The organism is Pirellulales bacterium, assembly GCA_035533075.1.
Taxonomy (GTDB): Bacteria; Planctomycetota; Planctomycetia; order Pirellulales; family JAICIG01; genus DASSFG01.
This window is the reverse complement of the sequence record DATLUO010000184.1, coordinates 1-17,776: the sequence shown is the minus strand read 5'-3', so window position 1 is coordinate 17,776 and position 17,776 is coordinate 1. Positions and strand designations below refer to the sequence as shown.

The 17,776-nt window shown below is 64.0% G+C and carries 19 protein-coding genes; 3 read left to right on the top strand and 16 right to left on the bottom strand.

The window, feature by feature from the left end; all coding sequences use genetic code 11:
• Positions 1–243: 243 nt before the first annotated feature.
• On the top strand, positions 244–405 hold the full coding sequence (locus VNH11_22705) for a sigma factor-like helix-turn-helix DNA-binding protein (protein ID HVA49192.1): 162 nt from the start codon (positions 244–246) through the stop codon (positions 403–405).
• A 38-nt stretch (positions 406–443) separates the two neighbouring features.
• Here VNH11_22705 and VNH11_22700 read toward each other — a convergent pair whose 3' ends face one another.
• The 10 genes from VNH11_22700 to VNH11_22655 all read right to left on the bottom strand — a co-directional run bounded on the left by VNH11_22700 (position 444) and on the right by VNH11_22655 (position 12,416).
• The gene (locus VNH11_22700) at positions 444–2,447 is read right to left on the bottom strand and encodes a UvrD-helicase domain-containing protein (GenBank protein ID HVA49191.1); all 2,004 of its coding nucleotides are present in this window, start codon (positions 2,445–2,447) and stop codon (positions 444–446) included.
• 366 nt (positions 2,448–2,813) lie between these two features.
• The gene (locus VNH11_22695) at positions 2,814–3,773 is read right to left on the bottom strand and encodes a lysylphosphatidylglycerol synthase domain-containing protein (protein ID HVA49190.1); all 960 of its coding nucleotides are present in this window, start codon (positions 3,771–3,773) and stop codon (positions 2,814–2,816) included.
• Positions 3,770–4,729 (bottom strand): metallophosphoesterase, encoded by a 960-nt coding sequence (locus VNH11_22690; protein ID HVA49189.1) that lies wholly within the window; start codon positions 4,727–4,729, stop codon positions 3,770–3,772. The genes VNH11_22695 and VNH11_22690 overlap by 4 nt, the downstream gene beginning before the upstream one ends.
• A 185-nt stretch (positions 4,730–4,914) precedes the next feature.
• On the bottom strand, positions 4,915–5,112 hold the full coding sequence (locus tag VNH11_22685; protein HVA49188.1) for a hypothetical protein: 198 nt from the start codon (positions 5,110–5,112) through the stop codon (positions 4,915–4,917).
• Positions 5,113–5,248: 136 nt separating this feature from the next.
• Entirely contained in the window at positions 5,249–5,494 is a 246-nt protein-coding gene (locus VNH11_22680; GenBank protein ID HVA49187.1) for a MoaD/ThiS family protein, read from the bottom strand.
• Positions 5,491–8,451, bottom strand: a complete 2,961-nt coding sequence (locus tag VNH11_22675) for an anaerobic glycerol-3-phosphate dehydrogenase subunit C (GenBank protein ID HVA49186.1) — start codon at positions 8,449–8,451, stop codon at positions 5,491–5,493. The genes VNH11_22680 and VNH11_22675 overlap by 4 nt, the downstream gene beginning before the upstream one ends.
• Before the next feature lie 215 nt (positions 8,452–8,666).
• Positions 8,667–9,086, bottom strand: coding sequence for a hypothetical protein (locus tag VNH11_22670; GenBank protein ID HVA49185.1), 420 nt, complete (start codon positions 9,084–9,086; stop codon positions 8,667–8,669).
• 106 nt (positions 9,087–9,192) lie between these two features.
• On the bottom strand, positions 9,193–9,957 hold the full coding sequence (locus tag VNH11_22665; GenBank protein HVA49184.1) for a hypothetical protein: 765 nt from the start codon (positions 9,955–9,957) through the stop codon (positions 9,193–9,195).
• Positions 9,957–10,601 (bottom strand): GTP cyclohydrolase I FolE, encoded by a 645-nt coding sequence (gene folE / locus VNH11_22660; protein ID HVA49183.1) that lies wholly within the window; start codon positions 10,599–10,601, stop codon positions 9,957–9,959. The genes VNH11_22665 and folE overlap by 1 nt, the downstream gene beginning before the upstream one ends.
• A gap of 207 nt (positions 10,602–10,808) precedes the next feature.
• On the bottom strand, positions 10,809–12,416 hold the full coding sequence (locus VNH11_22655; GenBank protein ID HVA49182.1) for an AAA family ATPase: 1,608 nt from the start codon (positions 12,414–12,416) through the stop codon (positions 10,809–10,811).
• A gap of 453 nt (positions 12,417–12,869) precedes the next feature.
• Between VNH11_22655 and VNH11_22650 the strand changes: the two genes are divergently transcribed.
• Complete coding sequence (locus tag VNH11_22650) at positions 12,870–13,418, top strand: hypothetical protein (GenBank protein ID HVA49181.1); 549 nt, start codon at positions 12,870–12,872, stop codon at positions 13,416–13,418.
• 140 nt (positions 13,419–13,558) lie between these two features.
• Complete coding sequence (locus VNH11_22645; protein HVA49180.1) at positions 13,559–14,602, top strand: cytochrome c peroxidase; 1,044 nt, start codon at positions 13,559–13,561, stop codon at positions 14,600–14,602.
• Positions 14,603–15,169: 567 nt separating this feature from the next.
• Here VNH11_22645 and VNH11_22640 read toward each other — a convergent pair.
• The 6 genes from VNH11_22640 to VNH11_22615 all read right to left on the bottom strand — a co-directional run.
• A complete protein-coding gene (locus VNH11_22640) occupies positions 15,170–15,373 on the bottom strand; it encodes a hypothetical protein (GenBank protein ID HVA49179.1) in 204 nt (67 codons plus the stop codon).
• 331 nt (positions 15,374–15,704) lie between these two features.
• Positions 15,705–15,842 (bottom strand): hypothetical protein, encoded by a 138-nt coding sequence (locus VNH11_22635; GenBank protein HVA49178.1) that lies wholly within the window; start codon positions 15,840–15,842, stop codon positions 15,705–15,707.
• Positions 15,843–15,890: 48 nt separating this feature from the next.
• Entirely contained in the window at positions 15,891–16,103 is a 213-nt protein-coding gene (locus tag VNH11_22630) for a hypothetical protein (protein HVA49177.1), read from the bottom strand.
• A 99-nt stretch (positions 16,104–16,202) separates the two neighbouring features.
• Positions 16,203–16,397, bottom strand: coding sequence for a type II toxin-antitoxin system PemK/MazF family toxin (locus tag VNH11_22625; protein ID HVA49176.1), 195 nt, complete (start codon positions 16,395–16,397; stop codon positions 16,203–16,205).
• 12 nt (positions 16,398–16,409) lie between these two features.
• Positions 16,410–16,652, bottom strand: coding sequence for a hypothetical protein (locus VNH11_22620; GenBank protein ID HVA49175.1), 243 nt, complete (start codon positions 16,650–16,652; stop codon positions 16,410–16,412).
• A gap of 502 nt (positions 16,653–17,154) precedes the next feature.
• Positions 17,155–17,776 (bottom strand): hypothetical protein (locus tag VNH11_22615; GenBank protein ID HVA49174.1); only part of this gene is annotated, 622 nt, incomplete at its 5' end.

Genomic DNA, 17,776 nt, shown 5'->3' with positions numbered 1-17,776 from the left:
AAGCCAGGGCACAGTCAGTAAGGCACTGACCGGTTTCAACTTTCACAGGAGGATATTCCATGGCGGAGTCGAATCGCGCTGGCGATACGTGGGGACGGAATGGGTGGTGGAGCGGACTGAGCCTCGAAGAGCTTACGAACGAGCGGCAGTCGCTGCTCAATCAGGCGCATGGCTCGCGGGAGGCGCATGAGGCCTTGCTCGCCAGTTATCTGCCGATGATGCTGAAGTTCTTCGCTGCTGGAGTTGCCGGCCGACGAGCGGAACATCGTCAAATGGCATTGTTTCGACGGCCTGCCGTTGGCGGAGATCGCGCGCCGGCTGGGTTGGTCGCCCGACACGGTCGAGCGAAGCTTTCGGCGGTCCATCAAGGCGTTGAAGCGGCGGCTGCCCGCCGCCGGCAAATGACGGACCCGGAACCGCTGCAAGAGTTCTTCGCCTCACACTCAGCGGCGGGTCCGCGTCGGTCTCGTCCGTGGCTTTTCTTGCTGCGCGTGCGGCGGTTTTGCCGAATGCGCGCGATCGGCCTTGCCCAGCAACTCGAACAAAAAGCGGCTGGGAATGGTGGGCCGGCTCTTGCCCCATTTGTTGCGGTTCAAGGCCATCGTCAGCGTCAGCCGGTCCTTGGCCCGCGTCACGCCCACGTAGCACAGCCGCCGCTCTTCATCGATCGCCGCCCCTTCGGCATCAACCGAGCGGTGGTGCGGCAAGAGGCCCTCCTCCATGCCCACCAGGTAGACCTGCGGAAACTCCAGGCCCTTGGCGCTGTGCAAGGTCATCAGCACGACGGCGTTCTTGGCAAGCTGCGACTCCTTGTCTTGCTGGTCGTCGCGGCCCACCAACGCCACGTCGTCCAAAAAGCCGGCCAACGTCGGCTCCTCCGCCCGTTGCTGATAGCCGGCCAGCGAGTTGATGACTTCTTCCACTGTGTTCCACCGTGCCAACTGTTCCGCCGGCTCCTTATATTGCCGGTTGATCTCGTCCTGATAGCCGACGGTGTGAACCAGGCTGGCGGCCACATCGACCGGCGACTCCCGCTCGAGCCGCTCTCGAAACGTTTCCACGAAGCGGCGGAACTCGCCGACGGCCTTCACGGCGGCGTCGGGCAGGCCCTCGATCCGGTTCGCTTCCGGCAGAATTTCCCACAGCGGCCGACCCTGCGAGACCGCCCGTGCCAGCAGCGTCTCGACCGCGCGCTGGCCGATGCCGCGGGCAGGCGTGTTGATGATCCGCAACAGCGACACTTCGTCGCGCGGATGCACCAGCACCCGCAGGTAAGCCAGGATGTCGCGCACTTCCTTGCGGTCGTAGAACGACATGCCGCCGATCAGCGTGTAGGGCAGCTTCGCCCGGCGCAACTCCTGCTCGAAGGCCCGCGGCTGCTCGTTGGTGCGGAACAGAATGGCGAAGTCGCGCGGCTGGGCGATGCGGCGAAAAATCTGCGAGTTGATCTCTTCGATCACCTGGTTCGCTTCGGCCGTTTCGTCGGGATATTGCAACATGCGGGGCCGCTCGCCTTCTTCGCGGAATGCCCGCAGCACTTTGTCGTGCCGCTGGCGGTTGAAGGCGATGAGCGTGTTGGCCATCTGCAGGATGGCGCCGATCGAGCGATAGTTTTCTTCCAGCCGCACGACTTTGGCGTCGGGCCAATCGCGCTTGAACCGCAGGATGTGGGCCACCTCGGCCCCGCGCCAGCCGTAGATCGACTGGTCGTCGTCGCCCACCACGCACAGGTTGCGGTGCGGCGCGGCCAGCGCCTTCACGATGCGATACTGGGCGCCGTTGGTGTCCTGGTATTCGTCGATCAGCAGATGGTCGAAGCGGCCGGCCTCGGCGGCCAGCACGTCGGGCTGGGTGGCGAAAAGCTCTTCGGTGCAGAGCAACAGGTCGTCGAAATCGACGGCCCCGGCGTTTTTGAGGGAGCGTTGATAGCGGCGATAGGCCATGGCCGCCAGGTGTTCTTTGTCGCTGGCCGCGACGGCGGCGGCCTCATTCGGGCGGATGGCCGCCGTTTTCCAGCGGCTGATGATATTGATCAGGTCGCTGGGCCGCAGCACGGCGCCGTCCACGCGAATGTCGCGCAGCGCCGCGCGGGCCAAGCTTTCCTGGTCGCCGCGGTCGTAGATGGCGAACTGTGCCGGGTAGCCGAGCCGCGTGATGTGCCGCTTGAGAATCCGCACGCAGAGCGAGTGAAAGGTCGAGATTTCGGGCCGCTTGTCGCCTTTGCGTCGTTTGCCGAGCAGGCTGGCTGCCCGTTCCTGCATTTCGCCGGCCGCCTTGTTGGTGAACGTGACGGCCAGAATCCGTTCCGGCGAAACCCGGTGCTTGATCAGGGCGGCGATGCGGAACGTGACCACGCGCGTTTTGCCGGTGCCCGCTCCGGCCAGCACCAGCAGCGGCCCGGAAAGCGTCGACACGGCGTCTTGTTGCGCGGCATTGAGTCCGTTCATGGCAGCGGGGATGGTAACGGCTGGCAGGCGAATTGGCAATCCGCTCTCGTAGCCCGCTTGCTCCGCAAGCGGAAGGGCGCCGTTACCCCTTCGACGGGTCATACTTACGCACGGGCAGGAATGAGGCGTTTGCGGTGGCTGGGGCAGAGCTTGGCCGGGGCAACGGTCGGCACCTTTGCAGAGCGCGACGGCCAAGCGATGCCCAGGTGCGTCGGTTCCGGGGCATCGCGTGGCCGTCGAGCTGAATCAAAGATCAGCCTCGGCCTGGCCAAGCTCTGCCCCAGCCACCGAGGTCTCTCGGCGATCGAACGTTTTATTGCTACCAGTGTGCGGTATAAATCCTGTGAGTTGGGAGCGCCGTTCCGCTCACGGAGTGAGCGGGCTACGTTCGTGCGACGCATAGAGCAGGCTGGCGATGGCCAACTCGGCCACCGCCCAGACCAGACGCGACACGATCGAGGCCACCAGCGCGCCATCCGCGCCGTACCAGGGCGTGAGCAACTCCAACAGCGCCGCTTCGCGCGCCGCCAGGCCGCCGGGCAAGAACGACAAAAAGCCGCCGACGACCGCGATCGCCACCGCCGCCGTGCAAAAGGCGATTTCATCGAAGAGGCCCAACTTGGCCGGGAAGCCGGCCGAGCGGGCCGTGGCCCACAAGCTCAGCCCCATCAGCAGCCAGCCGGCGGCGATCTCGAACCAGCACCAGACCAGCGAGCCATAGCGCAAATGCGTCAGCCGATCGGCCATCTCCGGGTCGAGCTTGCCGGCGCCGGTGAACTTCACCAGGCGACGGAACACCGGCGGCGACGTGGGCGCCGACACGACGGCCCACAACACGACGGCCGCGCCAATCAGCCAACGATCGTCCGTGAATCGGACGGCCAGCAGAATCACCGCCATCGCCGCGCCGACGCCCATCGTGGTAAGCGTCTCAAAGAACACGGCCACCGTGGCGGCCGTGGCCGTAGTGCCGCCACCGCGCAGCAGCCCCGCGCGAATGACGATCACCATCGCCTTGCCCGGCGCATATTTGCCGACGTGGCCGATGTAATACGCCCGCAACGTATCCAGCGGGCGCGCAGGTTGGCCCAGCCAGCGGAGCGTGCGATACCAGAACCAGCCCGGCCCAAGCTGGCCGAGCAAGTAGAAGGCCGCGGCGGCGGCCAGCCAGCCGGGCCGCAGGTCGCTCAGCTTCCAATGCTCGTTTTCGAGCTTCTGCCACGCTCCCCAGAGCGTGCTGTGAACTCCCCAGGCGACCAGCGCCAACAGCCCGACCTTGAAGGTCCGCATGGCCCATCGCCGGAACTGGGGGTCGCGCAGGTTCACCGCTGGACCTTGCCCTTTTGCGCCAACGAACGATTCACCCGCCCGGCGGTTTCACTCGTCGCTCTCTCCGACAAACGGCGTTCCACGGTAAAGCGGTCGAGCTGCGCGCCGTCGAGGTCGACCACATGCACGTCGAGCCGATCGGCATAGACGTCGACCAGGCCATAGTGATTGACGCCGGCGTGAAAGGCCGCCGTAGTCCGGTCGGTGTCGGCGGGCGGATAAAGCTTGTGGCTGCCGCCGCCGCTGACCACGTAGGTGATTCCATCCAGCGGCTTGGTGCGGTCGTAATAATGGTGATGCCCGGACAGCACGAGCCTGGTCGGGCTATCGACCAGCCGGGCGTGCAACCAGAGTCGCCGCAAGAACTGATTGGCCAGATCGCGTCGCCCGCAGGTGAAAACCGGCCGGTGCAGGCAGACCACCGCGGTTCCCGCCAGCTCGTTCAACTCCGCGCCCAGAAAGCGGCCTTGCTCGGTCCAGGGCATGAGCGAACGTTCGGAATTGAGCATCAGAAACGTCAGCCCACCCTGCGAAAAGCGATAAAACGTGTCGGGCAGTTCCGGAAAGAACTCGCGGAAGCGGGTCTCGCCGCGATCGCTGGTTCCGACCAGCCGGTCGTGATTTCCCACCACGGGCCGCAGCCGGATGTGATGTTGCCGGGCCGCTCCCAGCACCTCCTGCCATTGCTTGTCAGACGCGGCATCGTCGACGATATCGCCCAGGTGCAGCACGAACTCAACGCCCGATGCTTCAAACCGCTCGAAGATGCGGTCGACGATTCCTTCGCCAAGCTGAGTATCTCCGACAAAGCCGAACGACCACAGCTTGCCGGCGGCCGGCGGCGGCAGGCGCGCGGGTTGGCCGACCTCGGGCGTGGCCAGCGACCACACATAAGCGGCGGTGAAGAGCAGGCCGATGGCCGGCGCGAGCCAACGATAGCAGGGGCGTTTCATGATGCGGCCAGGGTGTGGTGGGCCCGTCATGGTAGCGACCTGCCGGCCAGCGGAGTAGACGGGTGTTCGGCGGGATTAAGATCGTCGGCGACACGCGTGTCGCCGGTTGCCCAAAACGGGTTTCCGATCCGCCGCGTCAGCCCGTCGCAACGCCTTGCCGGTCAATGACTTGCGAATCGTTGTCGCTACAAGCTCCCGAACCAGGCGTCCTTGGCCGCCACCGCCGCCTGCGACTGGGCGCCGGCCGTCTGATAGTGGTCGGGCAAGGGCGATGCGCTGCCATCAGCCGGTGTGGCTGGATTGTTGGCGTACTCCGGCAGGTTCGTGATCTCCTGCTCGATTGTGCGGTCGGTGGCGCCGGCCTCCATCTGCGCGACGTACACGGCCAGGCGGCAGGTTCGGCTTCGAGTCGAGCACCGGAGTGCCGTCGGACTGCAAGGTGCCTTCGACGTGCTTTCACCCGACAAATATAAGCCTCAGTGGCCGAGGGGTCGAGAAAATAGGGAAGCAGGTGGGACTTCATCCCCCGCTCACCGGCGGAATACAGGCCAGCGCCACCGCCTCGGGAATCTTCGCACCGTCGCTCGCGTACTCCAGGTTCACGGCGATCATCACGTGCGGCAGAAGCGGCGCCATCCCCGGCACGGCCTCTGCCAAGGCGCGACGCAGGTCGGTCACGGTCGCGCCGTCGGGCAAAGTGAGCTCCACGAAATCGCGGCCCGCCAGTTCCTTGGCCCTCGCAAACATCTGCACCCGTGCGTTCATGTCACAATCAACTCCTTGCCGCGAGCGCTCAATAGCGACGCGATCTCAGGCATCAGGCCGTAGGACAGCGCCAACAGTTTCAAAGGATGGATCGTCGGCTTGCTCGTGCCCTGCTCCATCTGCATCTTGCAAGCGCTGCACTCGGTGGTGCCGGCCAGCCAGTTCGACTCGCGGATGGCCGAAATCAGCGGCCAGCCGGCACGCAGGCTGTTGCGATAGTTCTCTTTGCGCAGGCCGAACGTGCCGGCCATGCCCGAACAGCCTTTGTCGATGCGGTGCAGGTTCAAGCCGGGAATCAGCCGCAGCAGGCTTTCACCGGGCGAACCGATGCCCAGCGCTTTGACGTGGCACGGAGTATGATAGCCCAGCGTCGCGTTCACCGGCTTCAGGTCGAGCTGCAGCTTGCCCAGCAGGTGCATGTTCCAGAGATACGAGCAGGCCTCGCTGGTGTTCTGGGCGACCAGCCGGGCGTCGTCGTCGCCAAGCAGGTCGGGATATTCGCGGGTGATGCACAGGGCCGCCGAAGGCTCGCTGGCCACCACGGTGTATCCCTGGCGAACGGCCTCGGCCAGAAGGGCGACGTTGTGGGCCGCCACCTGCCGTGCCCGGTCGACGGCGCCCAACGACACCATGGCCATGCCCGATTGCCTTTGATCGGGATGAACGTAAACGGCCACGCCGTTATGTTCCAACACCGCGACCATCGCCTCGGCGAGCTGCGGGTCGTGGAAGTTGGCGTAGGTATCGATGAAGTAGAGCACTTTCCGGCCCGACCGCCGCGTGGGCCGCGTCAACCGGCGGCGATTGGCGCGGCGCATGAACGGCCGGGGAGCGAACCGCGGCAGCTTGCGGCCCTGAGCGATGCCGCCGACTTTTTCCAGCAGCCATCGCGCCTGGCGATTGCCCAGCGCCCAGTTGGCCAGCGAGCTGATGCGGCAACCCAGCCCGCTGAACAAGTCGAGCCGCGTCACCACCCAGTCGCGCAGCGGCAGGCCGTTGTTGGCCACGTAGCCGGCCTTGGCCTCGAGCATCAACTTGGGTATATCGACACCGGCCGGACATTCCAGCCGGCACTGCTGACAGTTGACGCACAGATCGGCCACGTCCTTGAAGTCGTCGGTCTTGATCAACTGCGGGTCGAGTTGGCCGGTGAGAATGCCCCGCATCAGGTTGGCCTTGGCCCGCGGCGAACTCTCTTCCAGTTGGCCGAAGCGAAAAATCGGACACATGCGGACGCTGGCATCTTGCGCCCGGCACGCCCCGCAGCCGTTGCAGCTCCGGGCGAGCTGCGTGATTTCACCCGGTTCCCAATGGAGCTGCAGCTCGAACAACTCCGCGGCTGGCGTGCCCTCCGCCGACAGTTCGGCAGTCTGGGGCGGCTTTACCGGCCGCAACGAGGCAATCAGCGGGGCCGGCGAATCACTCACAACCTTGCCGGGATTAAGGATGTTCTGCGGGTCGAACAGCCGCTTGATCTCCACGAACAACGGGTAGAGGTCGCCGTATTGTCTTCGCAGGTAGGGGGTGCGGCTCAAGCCGGCGCCATGTTCGCCGCTGATCGTTCCCGACACGCGGAACACGGCCTCGTAAAGCTCATCGGCCAGGGCCTGCATCGTCCGCAGGTGTTCGGGATCACCCAGATCGAGAAAAGGCCGCAGATGAAGCTGGCCGTGACCGGCATGGGCGAAGAGCGTCGCTGTCACCTGGTGCCGCTTCAAAATGTTCTGCATTTCCACCAGGAAGCCCGGCAGCGTCTCCGGCGGCACCGCCACGTCTTCGACAAACGGCAGGGCACGGGTCGAGCCTTTCAGCCGGTACAGCGTCGGCACCACTTTCCGGGCCAAATGCCAGTAGCGGGCCATTTCGTCGCGGGCAAACGCATGCCGGGCCTCGTAGGCCAGCCGCTTGCGCCTGCGCACGCGGTCGATCATCTGCCGCACGCGCTCGCGAAGCTCCAGGGGATCGTCGCTCTCGAACTCGACCAAGAGCAACGCCTCGGCCTCCGCCGGGAGCAGCGTGTCGTAGCGCGGGTCGGTTTCGCGGGCCAGTACCAAATGCCGGCGGTCCATCAGGTCGCAAGCCGCGGGGTCGAAGGCCAGCACTTCCGGCACCGCCCGGGCGGCCGTCTCCAGCCGGTCGAACAGCAACAGCGCCAGGCCTTGGTGGCGAGGCAACGGCTGCGTGGCCAGCGTCATTTCGGTGATCAAGGCCAGTGTGCCTTCGGACCCCGCGATCAACCTGGCGAGGTCGAGATGGCCGTTGCTCAACACGTCGGCCACCTGATAGCCGCAGCGATTGACGAGGCTCTTGGGCTGGTTCCGGCGGATCAGCTCTTCGTTTTGCCTCAGCAGCGAGGCGAGCGACGTCACCAGCTCGCGCTTCCGCGGGTTGGCATCGTTGCTGACGCCGTCAAGCAGCGGCTCCTGCCCGACGCTGAGCATGCTGCCATCGGCCAGCACGACCTCCAACCGGCAGACGTGTCGCCGGGCGGAGCCGTATTTCAACCAGTGGCTGCCGCAGCCGTCGAGCGCGACGACGCTGCCCATCGTGGTGACGTGGCTCATGGCCGGGTCGGGACCGAACTGCCGGCCGTGCAGACGCAGTTGAGCGTTGAGCCGTTCGTGAACCACGCCCGGTTGCAGCCGCACACGGTCGCCCTGCACTCCGAGTACGCGCCGGAAGTGGACGGAAAAGTCGATCACCAGCCCGGCGCCAAGCGATTCGCCGGCCAAACCGGTGCCGGCGCCGCGGGCATGCACGGGAAGCTGGTTCTCACGGGCGTACTCCACGGTTGCAGCCACGTCTTTGGTGGAGCGCGGCCGCACGACGGCCAGCGGCTTGACCTGATAGATGCTGGCATCGCTGGCATAGAGCTGCAAAAAGACGTCGTCGCAGCGGACTTCGCCGCGGACGAGTCCTCGCAAATCTTCTTGAATGCGTTCGCGCTGCTGGTCCATGTCAATTATATGTAGTCCCGTGGCTGCGGCAGAGCCTGGCCAGCTCCGGGTTGGAAGTGAAGGAAAATGCTTTGGCCAGGCGATGCCCCGAATTGAACCACCGGGGCATCGCGTGGCCACAGCGGTTCGCGGTAGCGCCCATCGTCATCTGGCCACGCTCTGCCCCAGCCACCTCTGGGATGAGGTTGAGCCATTCATGCGTTCCTGAAAGAGCACTAGCCACCAGCCTCTCGCAGACTGTCCGACGCCTGATCCCTGACGCCTGACGCCTCGTGGGCTGTCGCCGCCAGGCGCGCCGCCTGCTGCCGATGCCGTTCGTGCGTGTCGAGGCTGAATGCCTGATACGCTTGGGGCTTGGGCAGCCGGCGGTATTCGGCGTGGCAGCGGTAACAGACCACCGACTCGCCGACGATCAGGTACAAAACGAAATCCACCAGCGCCGTGGCAAACAGCACGGCGAAGGTGAGTGTAGTCCAATAAAAAAACCAAGTAACACAACTCAGTGCAAATCCCAGCACGACGATGGCCACCCCTAGGCGCTGTGGAAAGTCCTTCCGCACGAACAGGTCGGTGCCGGAGCAAACCAGGCAGCGCGTGAGATGGTCGCCGTCCCAGGCGTCGGCCGGCTGTTTCATCTCGAGGCCGCAATTGGGGCAAGCCCGCGCGGAACCGGTCGGCGAAGCCTCGATGCTGGCCGGCTGCTCGCACCGGGGACATGAAAAGCGGATCTGCATCACTCCATCATAGCGGAAACGCTTTGCCGCGCGACAGTAGCAGCGCCGTCAATTCACCCACGAAAGTGAGAATGACGCCGACGTAAAGGATTCCCGTGGCACTTTGGGTATTCGGGATTCTGAGAATCTGGCGGGCCATGATGGCCACGCCGATCGCCCCGACGATGCCGCTCAGCCAGCGCATGGCCGCGAACAGCGATTCGCTCAAGTCGACCGCCGTCGCCGTGCGGTATTCCAAGACCGCCCCGCATGCGGCGAACACGCCGCGCAGCACTAGCACCGCCACCAGCATCGTCACCAGTCGCCGGAGCGGGGACAGCGACATGCCGGGGGCATTGAGATACCAGTGGCCCAACAGCATGGCCGCCATGGTCACGCCCAGCACCGCGCCGCTGCCGACCGGATCGAGGGTCCAGAGAAGTCGGCCGGTTGGCGTGCCGGTCGTCGCAGGCACGAGTTGACTGAGCCAGGCACCGGTCAGGCTGCTGACGCTCACGACGGCCAACGCCAACCATCCCGGTCCCGCTTTATCATAGAGCCAGGCTGCCGCGCCGACGTAGCTGGCGGCGGCGGCGAGCGCGGCCGGCCATAACGACATGTTCGACTCGGCCGGTGCCAACCAGACGAGCAGCGAGGCGAGCACGTTGAGTCCCAGCAGCACGTAGAGGTTGTTGCGGTAATAGCCGCTGGTCACCTGGCGCGGCGAGACGCACAGCATGGCGGCCGCCATGCCGAACGACAGCCGAAAGATGAACTGAACGAGAAGCTGCATTATGAGCGTCGGTCGCCGTAGATCAAATTCATGATCTCCGAGCGGCTGGAAAGGTGCGAGCGGAACACGCCGCGCATCGCGGAGGTGACGCACAAACTGCCCGGCTTGCGAATGCCGCGGATGGTCATGCAGGTGTGCGTGGCCTCGATCACGACCGCGACGCCCTTGGCTTCGAGTTCATCGACCAGCAGGTCGGCGATCGTCTCGGTCATTCGTTCCTGAACCTGGGGTCGCCGGGCGACCATTTCGACCACGCGTGCCAGCTTGCTTAGCCCGATCACCTTGCCGGCGGGCAGGTAGCCGATGTGGGCCTCGCCCAGGAACGGCAGCATGTGGTGTTCGCACATGCTGTTGAAACTGATGTTCTTGACCAGCACCACTTCGTCGTACTTCTCGGTGAAAAACTTCCGCAAATGCTGCCGGGGGTCGTCGTGCAGTCCGGAGAAGAGTTCGGCATACATCCGCGCCACACGCGCAGGCGTCTCGCGCAGTCCCTCGCGGTCCGGATCTTCGCCGATGGCGGCCAGGATTTCGCGCACGGCCCTTTGGATCCGCTCCTGATCGACGCTGGAAACGGCCAGCGACGCGGCGATATCGTCTTCGCCGTTGGTGCAATAGGGAGTGGTGCTGGATCGTTCGGGCATCAGGTGCGTTCCAAGGTGCGTGCCAATCTGATCTTAGGGACGCCGCCGAGGGCGGTCAAGTAACGCGGTGGCCCTGGCGCGCGCCGCAGGCTCGCGGTAAGCCCCTCTCATTTCGCCTCGGGTTGGCGGGAACTGCCGTGGATGTCGCGCTCTGGTGTGGACGCGTGATGTAAGGTGGGCCGGCGCTCGCAAGCTCGCCGGCCCACCCTACGCCAGCCGGCGGCGCAGAGCCTCGATGACCTCCGCTTCTTGCAGCCGCAACGTGGCCGTCGTATCGACTTCGATGGAACCGTCGGCGGGCCGCGGCTCTTCTTCCGCCTGCTGCGCCGAGTAAAGCTCGGCACGCGCTTCCGACAAGCTCGGAGCCGCCGCGCGGATTTCGATTCGCTCCTGCGCGACCGCCGCGGGACACGCGCAATGCGCCACCAGCGGCACGGCGCCGGCGGCGTGCGCCAGCGCCATGGCGGCGGCGCGCTGCGATGCCGTCAGAAATGCGCCGTCGAGCACAACGCTCACCCGCTGGCGCAGCAGCAACTCCGCCCGGTGCAACAATTCGCTGTAGATGTGTTGGCGAAGGTCGTGGGAATAGTGGCCTTCATTAAAGCCGGCCGGCGCCGGCGAAGGACCGAGCATTTCGCGGCGAACGGCGTCGGTGCCGAGGCAATCGCTTCCCAAGCGGTCGGCCAAGGCCGTGGCCAGCGTCGTTTTGCCCGATCCCATCAGGCCGCAAACCAAGATCAGCGTCGGTGGTCCAAGCTCAGCGGCGTAGCGCTCGGCGAGATGAAGATAGGCCAGCGAGCGCTGGTGCGCGGCGTCGCCGGGCGGTGCCGACGTTTGCGCGGCGGCCAACGCGGCCACCTTCGACCGCACGCAAGCGCGATAACACTTGTAAAAGTTCCAGAGGGCCGCCGAAAAAAAGTCGCAGCCGACGCGCCGATACACCGCCTCAATCCTGGCGCCCAGCGCCTGTGCGCCCAGGTAGTCGCATTCCATCGCCAAGAAGCCGATCTCATCGGCCACATCCACGCGCCGCAGCTCATCGTTGAACTCGATGCAATCGAAGACCACCGGTTCGTGCTCCAGGCAGATGTGCTCCGGCCGCAGGTCGCCGTGTCCATCGACAATGCGGCCATCGCAGACACGATGATCGAGCTGCGCGTGTTCCAACGCCAGGAAGCGCAGTTGCGCCGCATGGCAGCGCTTGACGACTTCGGCGGGCAACCGATGCTCCCCGCGGAGCAACTCCGCCCGATTGTCGCGGACGTGCTGCTCGATCTTCTTGCGATACTCTTCGGCGCCCAGGCAGAGCGGCGACAAACGCTGATAGTATTTCGCCAGCCACGTCGCGAGCTGTTCGATGTCGGCTGCGGACAATTGCCCGTTGCGGATCAGTTCGTCGAGCATCCGATCGGCCGGCAGTCGTCGCATCTTGACGACCCAGTCGACGGTCTGTCCGCGTCCATTCAAGGCCAGCCGGCCGTCGCCCGTTTGCGTCACGGGCAATACGCCGAGGTACACGCCCGCCGCCAGTCGCTGGTTCAAGTCGCACTCGTCCTGGCATGCGCGGCGGCGTGCTTCGGGCGTACTGAAATCGACGAAATCGAAGCGGACCGGCTTCTTCAGCTTATAGACGAAGCGGTCGGTGACGAAGACCCACGAGATGTGCGTTTCAATCAGTGATACCTTCCTGGGCCGATCGGGATAAGCGGCCGGCTGCTTGAGCGTTTCGACGGCCGCGGCCGAGGTGCTGAAGTTGCTGGTCGTCGTTGGCGGATTTGCCGCGGCACGGGCCGGAAATGCGGTAGGCGCGATCATGGTCGTCCTTTAGGATCGCTTGCAAAGCGTTCACTTGAGTATGGGGTTACATCCAACGAGACAGGGCTACGCAAAAGCGGGGCCAGAAGCGGAGGGGACACGGCGACTGGCGTCAAATGGCGAAAATGTCGGTTTTGGCGACTCGCCTTGTGGCCGACCTGTGCGGTGCTGCACACTGAAGGCCGGCAACGCACAGGCGTAGGGTGGGACCAACGAGCTTGCGGGCGCCGGCCCACCGATTTGAGGCATCAGGCATCAGGCGTCAGGTTTCAGGCGTCAGGACAAACACCCTGACGCCTGACGCCTGGACCCCTGACCGCTGACCCCTTAATCGCGTCCCCTCTTTCGGCCCTCTTCCCACTTATTTTTCAGTGACTACAATCGGGGTGGCTTTATTGGCCGGGATTTCCTCGTTTTGACCTACGTTTGCTCACGCCTTGAAGGAGATTGCTCATGTCACGACCCACGACGCAACGTCTTTGCCGGACGGCAGCCTTTGCCGGATTCGTTCTCATCGCCGGACTCGCCGCCGACAAAGGCAAAGGGATTCTCTTTCCCGACTGGTCGAAGCCGACCAAGGGCAGCTACGACAAGCCGGCCGCCGAAATCGGCAAGAAAGCGACCCAAGACCAGCCCTGGTCGGTCACCACCGTCACCTCCTCCATCAGCGGTAAGCCGGTGTCGGGCGAGCCGGTCGTGGCGGTCGGCGAAATCATCGACATCTCGTGCTATCTGCAGGTCGGCAAGCACGGCGACAAGCACCGCGATTGCGGCCAGAAGTGTGCCCGACACGGACAGCCGATCGGATTGCTGACCGAAGAGGGCAATGTTTACACGCTGATCGATGAAGAGCACGATCCGCGTCGCGACGGCGACACCGAGCTGCGCGACGAGCTGATCGACCACATGGCCGAGGTCGTGAAGGTGCATGGCACCATGACCGAAGTGGCCGGCCAGAAGGCGATCTACATCACCGGCACAGCGAAGCCGAAGAAGAAGTAAGAGCATAGGAAATAGGGATCTGTAGGGTGGGACCAGCGAGCTTGCGAGCGCCGGCCCACCGTTGGCGACGTCGATTACGGTGGGCCGGCGCTCGCAAGCTCGCTGGTCCCACCCTACGCACTACCTCGGGAATTTGCACCATGATGCGCACTTCGCTTTCTGCTTGCTGGCTGACGTTGCTGTTGGCGGGCGTCGCCTTGGCTCAAGACTTTCCAGAGAAACCGCCCACGCCGCCGCTGGGGCTGCCGAAGGTGTTTTGGCCGGAAGACGACGCTTACTCGAAACACAAAGCCGAGCTGGGCTGGTTGCTCTACTTCGATAAGCGGCTGTCCGGCGACTCGAGCGTTTCGTGTGCAAGTTGCCACGCGCCGGAAAAGGCGTTCACCGACGGGCAGGCCGTGTCGATCGGCATCAAGGGTCAAAAAGGCGGCCGCAGCGCGCCGACCGTCATCAACCGGGCCTACAGCACGCTGCAATTCTGGGACGGCCGGGCGGAATCGTTGGAAGAGCAGGCCAAAGGCCCGATCGCCAACCCGTTGGAGATGACGCTGGAAAAAGAGGCCGACAAGGCGCATGAGGCCAGCGTCGCCCGCTTGAAGGCCGTGCCCGGCTACGTCCGCCGCTTCAAGAAGGTTTTTGAGAGCGACAAGCTCGACATCGACCAGGTGGCCAAAGCGATCGCCACGTTCGAGCGGACGATCTATTCGGGCAACGCGCCGTTCGACCGTTACCAGGAGGGCGACAAGAAGGCGATGAGCGAGGCGCAGGTCCGCGGCATGGACGTCTTTTACAACAAGGCGACCTGCGACGCCTGCCACATCGGCTTCAACTTCACCGACGGCTCGTTTGCCAACATCGGCATCGGCATGGACAAGCGCGGTCCCGACCTGGGGCGTTATCTCGTCACGGGCCGCGAAGAGGAGCGGGGCGCGTTCAAGACGCCGACCCTGCGCGAGATCGAGCACACCGGCCCTTATATGCACGACGGTCGGTTCAAGACGCTGGAGCAGGTGATCGAGCACTACGACGACGGCGGCATCAAGAACAAGTATCTCGATCAGCGCATCAAGCCGCTGAAGCTCACGAAACAAGACAAAAGCGACCTGGTGGCTTTTCTCAAGGCGCTCAACGGCGAGGGCTGGCGGCACGTCAAAGAGCCGACCAAGGAGCAGTTGCCGCGGTAGCCGCGGCCGCCTGCGCAAAATCGTCGATTTCGGCTGGAGGTCGACGAGAGCTGGCTGGCCGAGTTGCCCGCTCCTGAAGACGACGCTTGGGAAGAAGAACATCGCCAACTTCTCGTTTCCCGCGCGGCCCAGATGATGCAAGCGAGTTTTCACGAGACCACCAGGCGGGCCTGCTGGGAAACCACGGTCAACGAGTTTGCACCGCCCTGCGAGCGACCGCTCTGCCGGAGATTCTTCCGCCCCTTCCTGCCGACCACTGGCCGCCACTCTTGATTCACGGCATTGGCTCCCGACTGGCCGCCAAAATGGCCCGATTCTGACCGCCACTGACAACCAAAGACAATCAAGGCCACGGATGAAACACGGATTGAACACGGACCGGTGTTTCATCGGTGTTCCATCCGTGGCTGAAATCCCTGAACCCCGAACCCTGAACCCCGGACCCTTTGGTGGGCCGGCGCTCGCAAGCTCGCTGGTCCACCCTACTCCTACAGAAAATCTTGCGTGATGGTGACATCGCGAATCTGGCGGCTGTCGGGATCGTAGACGCGAAATGTAAGGCCGCGTTCATTGCGGTTGATCGTCCGAGTGTCTAAGCGAGAGCCGGGCTTTGGAATGGGCCAGGGAGAGGAAGTTGCCGACATGCACGTAGCTTTGCAAGTCGCTCCGTTCGGCGTCGGTCAATTCGCCGGCGTTGTTCCGCTCGGCCAGGTCGCGCATGTGCGCCACCTGCTCCGGCGTGAACTGCAAATCGAGCACAAGCTTGGCCAACTCCGGCGGCCACGTCGGTTCATTCGGCGCAATACGACCGCCAAAATCTCGGCTTCGGTTACGGGCTGAGCGTGGATCGCCATGTCGGGCTCCTGCTGAGGATGACATTGAATTCTATCCCGGGCCGCGATGTGCTTCCAGCACGATGCCGGGCAGAAGTTCATCCGTGGCTGACCAAACGCGCGGCGCGAGGTGTCAGGCATCAGGCGTCAGGAACGAGGCAAACACCCAGCACCCAACACCCAACGCCCAAGACCCAAGACCCAAAGTCCTGAACCCTGAACCCTGAACCCTTTGGTGGGCCGGCGCTCGCAAGCTCGCTGGTCCCACCCTACTGCCACAGAAAATCTTGCGTGATGGTGACTTCGCGAATCGGGCGGCTGTCGGGGTCGTAGACGCGAATCTTGATCTGAATGCCCTTCAGCCGCACCGGGTACGGCACCGGCGATGGCGACGACCGCTGTTTCATACTCTCGCTGCACCGCACGAAGCCGGCGGCTGCGTTCCTCGCGTTTCTTCACGCCTTGGTCGCCAGCGATGCGACGGCTTTGACGAAGGCGTCCTCGGACCACGGCCTGGCGCGACCGGCGCCGTCCGGCAGCAACTGCCAGTCGTTGTCGCGCCTCACGATGGCGACGCTATGATAGGAAGGAAAGACCGCGAGATCGACGCGCCCTTCGGCTCCCACGACATATCGCGCGATCGGCTCGACGATGAGCCTGGCCGTCATCTCAATCTCCTTGTCGCTGCAGCAATGATAGCCGCAAGAATCTCCGCTTCGGTTACAGGCTGGGTGTTCATAGCCACCGTCGATCTCCTGCAAGCAACCCTAACGGTATTCTATCGTCACTCGTGCCGCACTTCCACCGGGGGTGAAGGGACTGCTGCTGGTGATGAGCGCCAGAATGGTGTCGTCGAGTTTTTGGTTGAGCGCATCGGCCTGCACCACCGGCGCCGGGCGGAGCTTGCTGCCCGTCTGGTCGCTATAGGGAAAATCGACGATGACGACGTCGCCTCGCTTCATGTTGGCCATCGTCTACGGCAATTCGCGGTTGTAGATATCCATTTCGGGGTCGTCCCAACCTGCGCGAAGTCCTGCCTCGACAAGCAACCGGGTTTTCTCGTCGGGCGACAACGGCTCGTCATCGTAAAGCAGCGTCTTGATTCTCTCGAAGACATCGGCGCGGACGACGAAGCAATCGGTGCCGACCTCCGGCGCGTCGATGCGGACCGGCTCACCCTGTTTAATAGCTTCGATTTGCGCTGTGGAGAGGTTCATGGCGTTCCTGCAAGGATGACAAGGATGACATTGAATTCTGTCCCGTGCCGGGCTTCCACCACGACGCATCCCGGCAAAAGGGCGGCGAGGTTCGCCTCACGCTATTCTATCCCGCCCCGGGCGGTCGGCACAGATGAAGTCAGCGATCCCGCGGTCGGAACAGAAGGCCGCGAAGGAAACGAAGGGAAGAACGTCCCAGCCTTCGTTTCCTTTGTCCCCTTCTGTTCAAAAAGGAGTGCCGAGCGATGCACCATCACGACGGAGCGTGATGCCTACGGTACGCCCGGAAGGGGCTGGGGGTTGGTGATTAGGGGTTGGCGACGGACCAACGCTCAATCGAAAATCCAAAATTCGAGGGGTGCCAAGGATGAAACACAGAGCGAACACGGACCGGTGTTTCATCGGTGTTCCATCCGTGGCTGAAGAACCCTGAACCCCGAACCCTGAACCCCGAACCCTTTGGTGGGCCGGCGCTCGCAAGCTCGCTGGTCCCACCCTACTCCTACAGAAAGTCTTGCGTGATGGTGACTTCGCGAATCTGGCGGCTGTCGGGGTCGTAAACGCGAATCTTGATCTGAATGCCCTTCAATGGCACCCGATAGGGCATCGGTCCCTCGATCTCGGTCGCGTCGTCGACGCCGCCGATGCCGTTGTCGTCCAGCCCGTTGGTGAACTCGTCGATGATCCCGTTCTGGTTCTGATCGATGCCGTCGTTCTCGTAGTCGAAACAACCGGTGTCGTAGGTCATTCCCAAACCGCTGCCCGTGCGGTACGTGGTGCCAAACTGCGCCATGCCGGGACCGGCGAATGTCGACACGCCGGCCAGGGCCTGCGCCATCGCATAGTTGCCGCCGGCAATATACGGTTGGACCACCGGCCCAAGATAATTGAGATCGACGTAGGCACCCTGCGCGACGATCGTACCTGAACCGCCGGATGTGACCGGTTGCAAGTACCCCTGCAACGTGCTGACGCCAAGACCGGCCCAGGCGTTGATGATCTGCACATAGCCTGGGTCGCCCGGCATGTAGGTGCCGGCCGGAATGCCGCCAAAGGCCGCAGCCGTCTGAATCGTGGGGGCCGTCGCATCCCAGGCCTTGACGTCGAACGACAGCACGTGCGTG

Bases quoted from the DNA above. Each gene is read 5' to 3' on its own strand.
- VNH11_22675 (HVA49186.1), bottom strand. From the start codon at position 8,451: ATGGACCAGCAGCGCGAACGCATTCAAGAAGATTTGCGAGGACTCGTC.
- VNH11_22635 (HVA49178.1), bottom strand. From the start codon at position 15,842: ATGAAACAGCGGTCGTCGCCATCGCCGGTGCCGTACCCGGTGCGGCTG.
- VNH11_22690 (HVA49189.1), bottom strand. From the start codon at position 4,729: ATGAAACGCCCCTGCTATCGTTGGCTCGCGCCGGCCATCGGCCTGCTC.
- VNH11_22625 (HVA49176.1), bottom strand. From the start codon at position 16,397: ATGAAGCGAGGCGACGTCGTCATCGTCGATTTTCCCTATAGCGACCAG.
- VNH11_22680 (HVA49187.1), bottom strand. From the start codon at position 5,494: ATGAACGCACGGGTGCAGATGTTTGCGAGGGCCAAGGAACTGGCGGGC.
- VNH11_22620 (HVA49175.1), bottom strand. From the start codon at position 16,652: ATGAACCTCTCCACAGCGCAAATCGAAGCTATTAAACAGGGTGAGCCG.
- VNH11_22655 (HVA49182.1), bottom strand. From the start codon at position 12,416: ATGATCGCGCCTACCGCATTTCCGGCCCGTGCCGCGGCAAATCCGCCA.
- VNH11_22645 (HVA49180.1), top strand. From the start codon at position 13,559: ATGATGCGCACTTCGCTTTCTGCTTGCTGGCTGACGTTGCTGTTGGCG.
- folE (HVA49183.1), bottom strand. From the start codon at position 10,601: ATGCCCGAACGATCCAGCACCACTCCCTATTGCACCAACGGCGAAGAC.
- VNH11_22650 (HVA49181.1), top strand. From the start codon at position 12,870: ATGTCACGACCCACGACGCAACGTCTTTGCCGGACGGCAGCCTTTGCC.
- VNH11_22700 (HVA49191.1), bottom strand. From the start codon at position 2,447: ATGAACGGACTCAATGCCGCGCAACAAGACGCCGTGTCGACGCTTTCC.
- VNH11_22670 (HVA49185.1), bottom strand. From the start codon at position 9,086: ATGAAACAGCCGGCCGACGCCTGGGACGGCGACCATCTCACGCGCTGC.
- VNH11_22630 (HVA49177.1), bottom strand. From the start codon at position 16,103: ATGACGGCCAGGCTCATCGTCGAGCCGATCGCGCGATATGTCGTGGGA.
- VNH11_22665 (HVA49184.1), bottom strand. From the start codon at position 9,957: ATGCAGCTTCTCGTTCAGTTCATCTTTCGGCTGTCGTTCGGCATGGCG.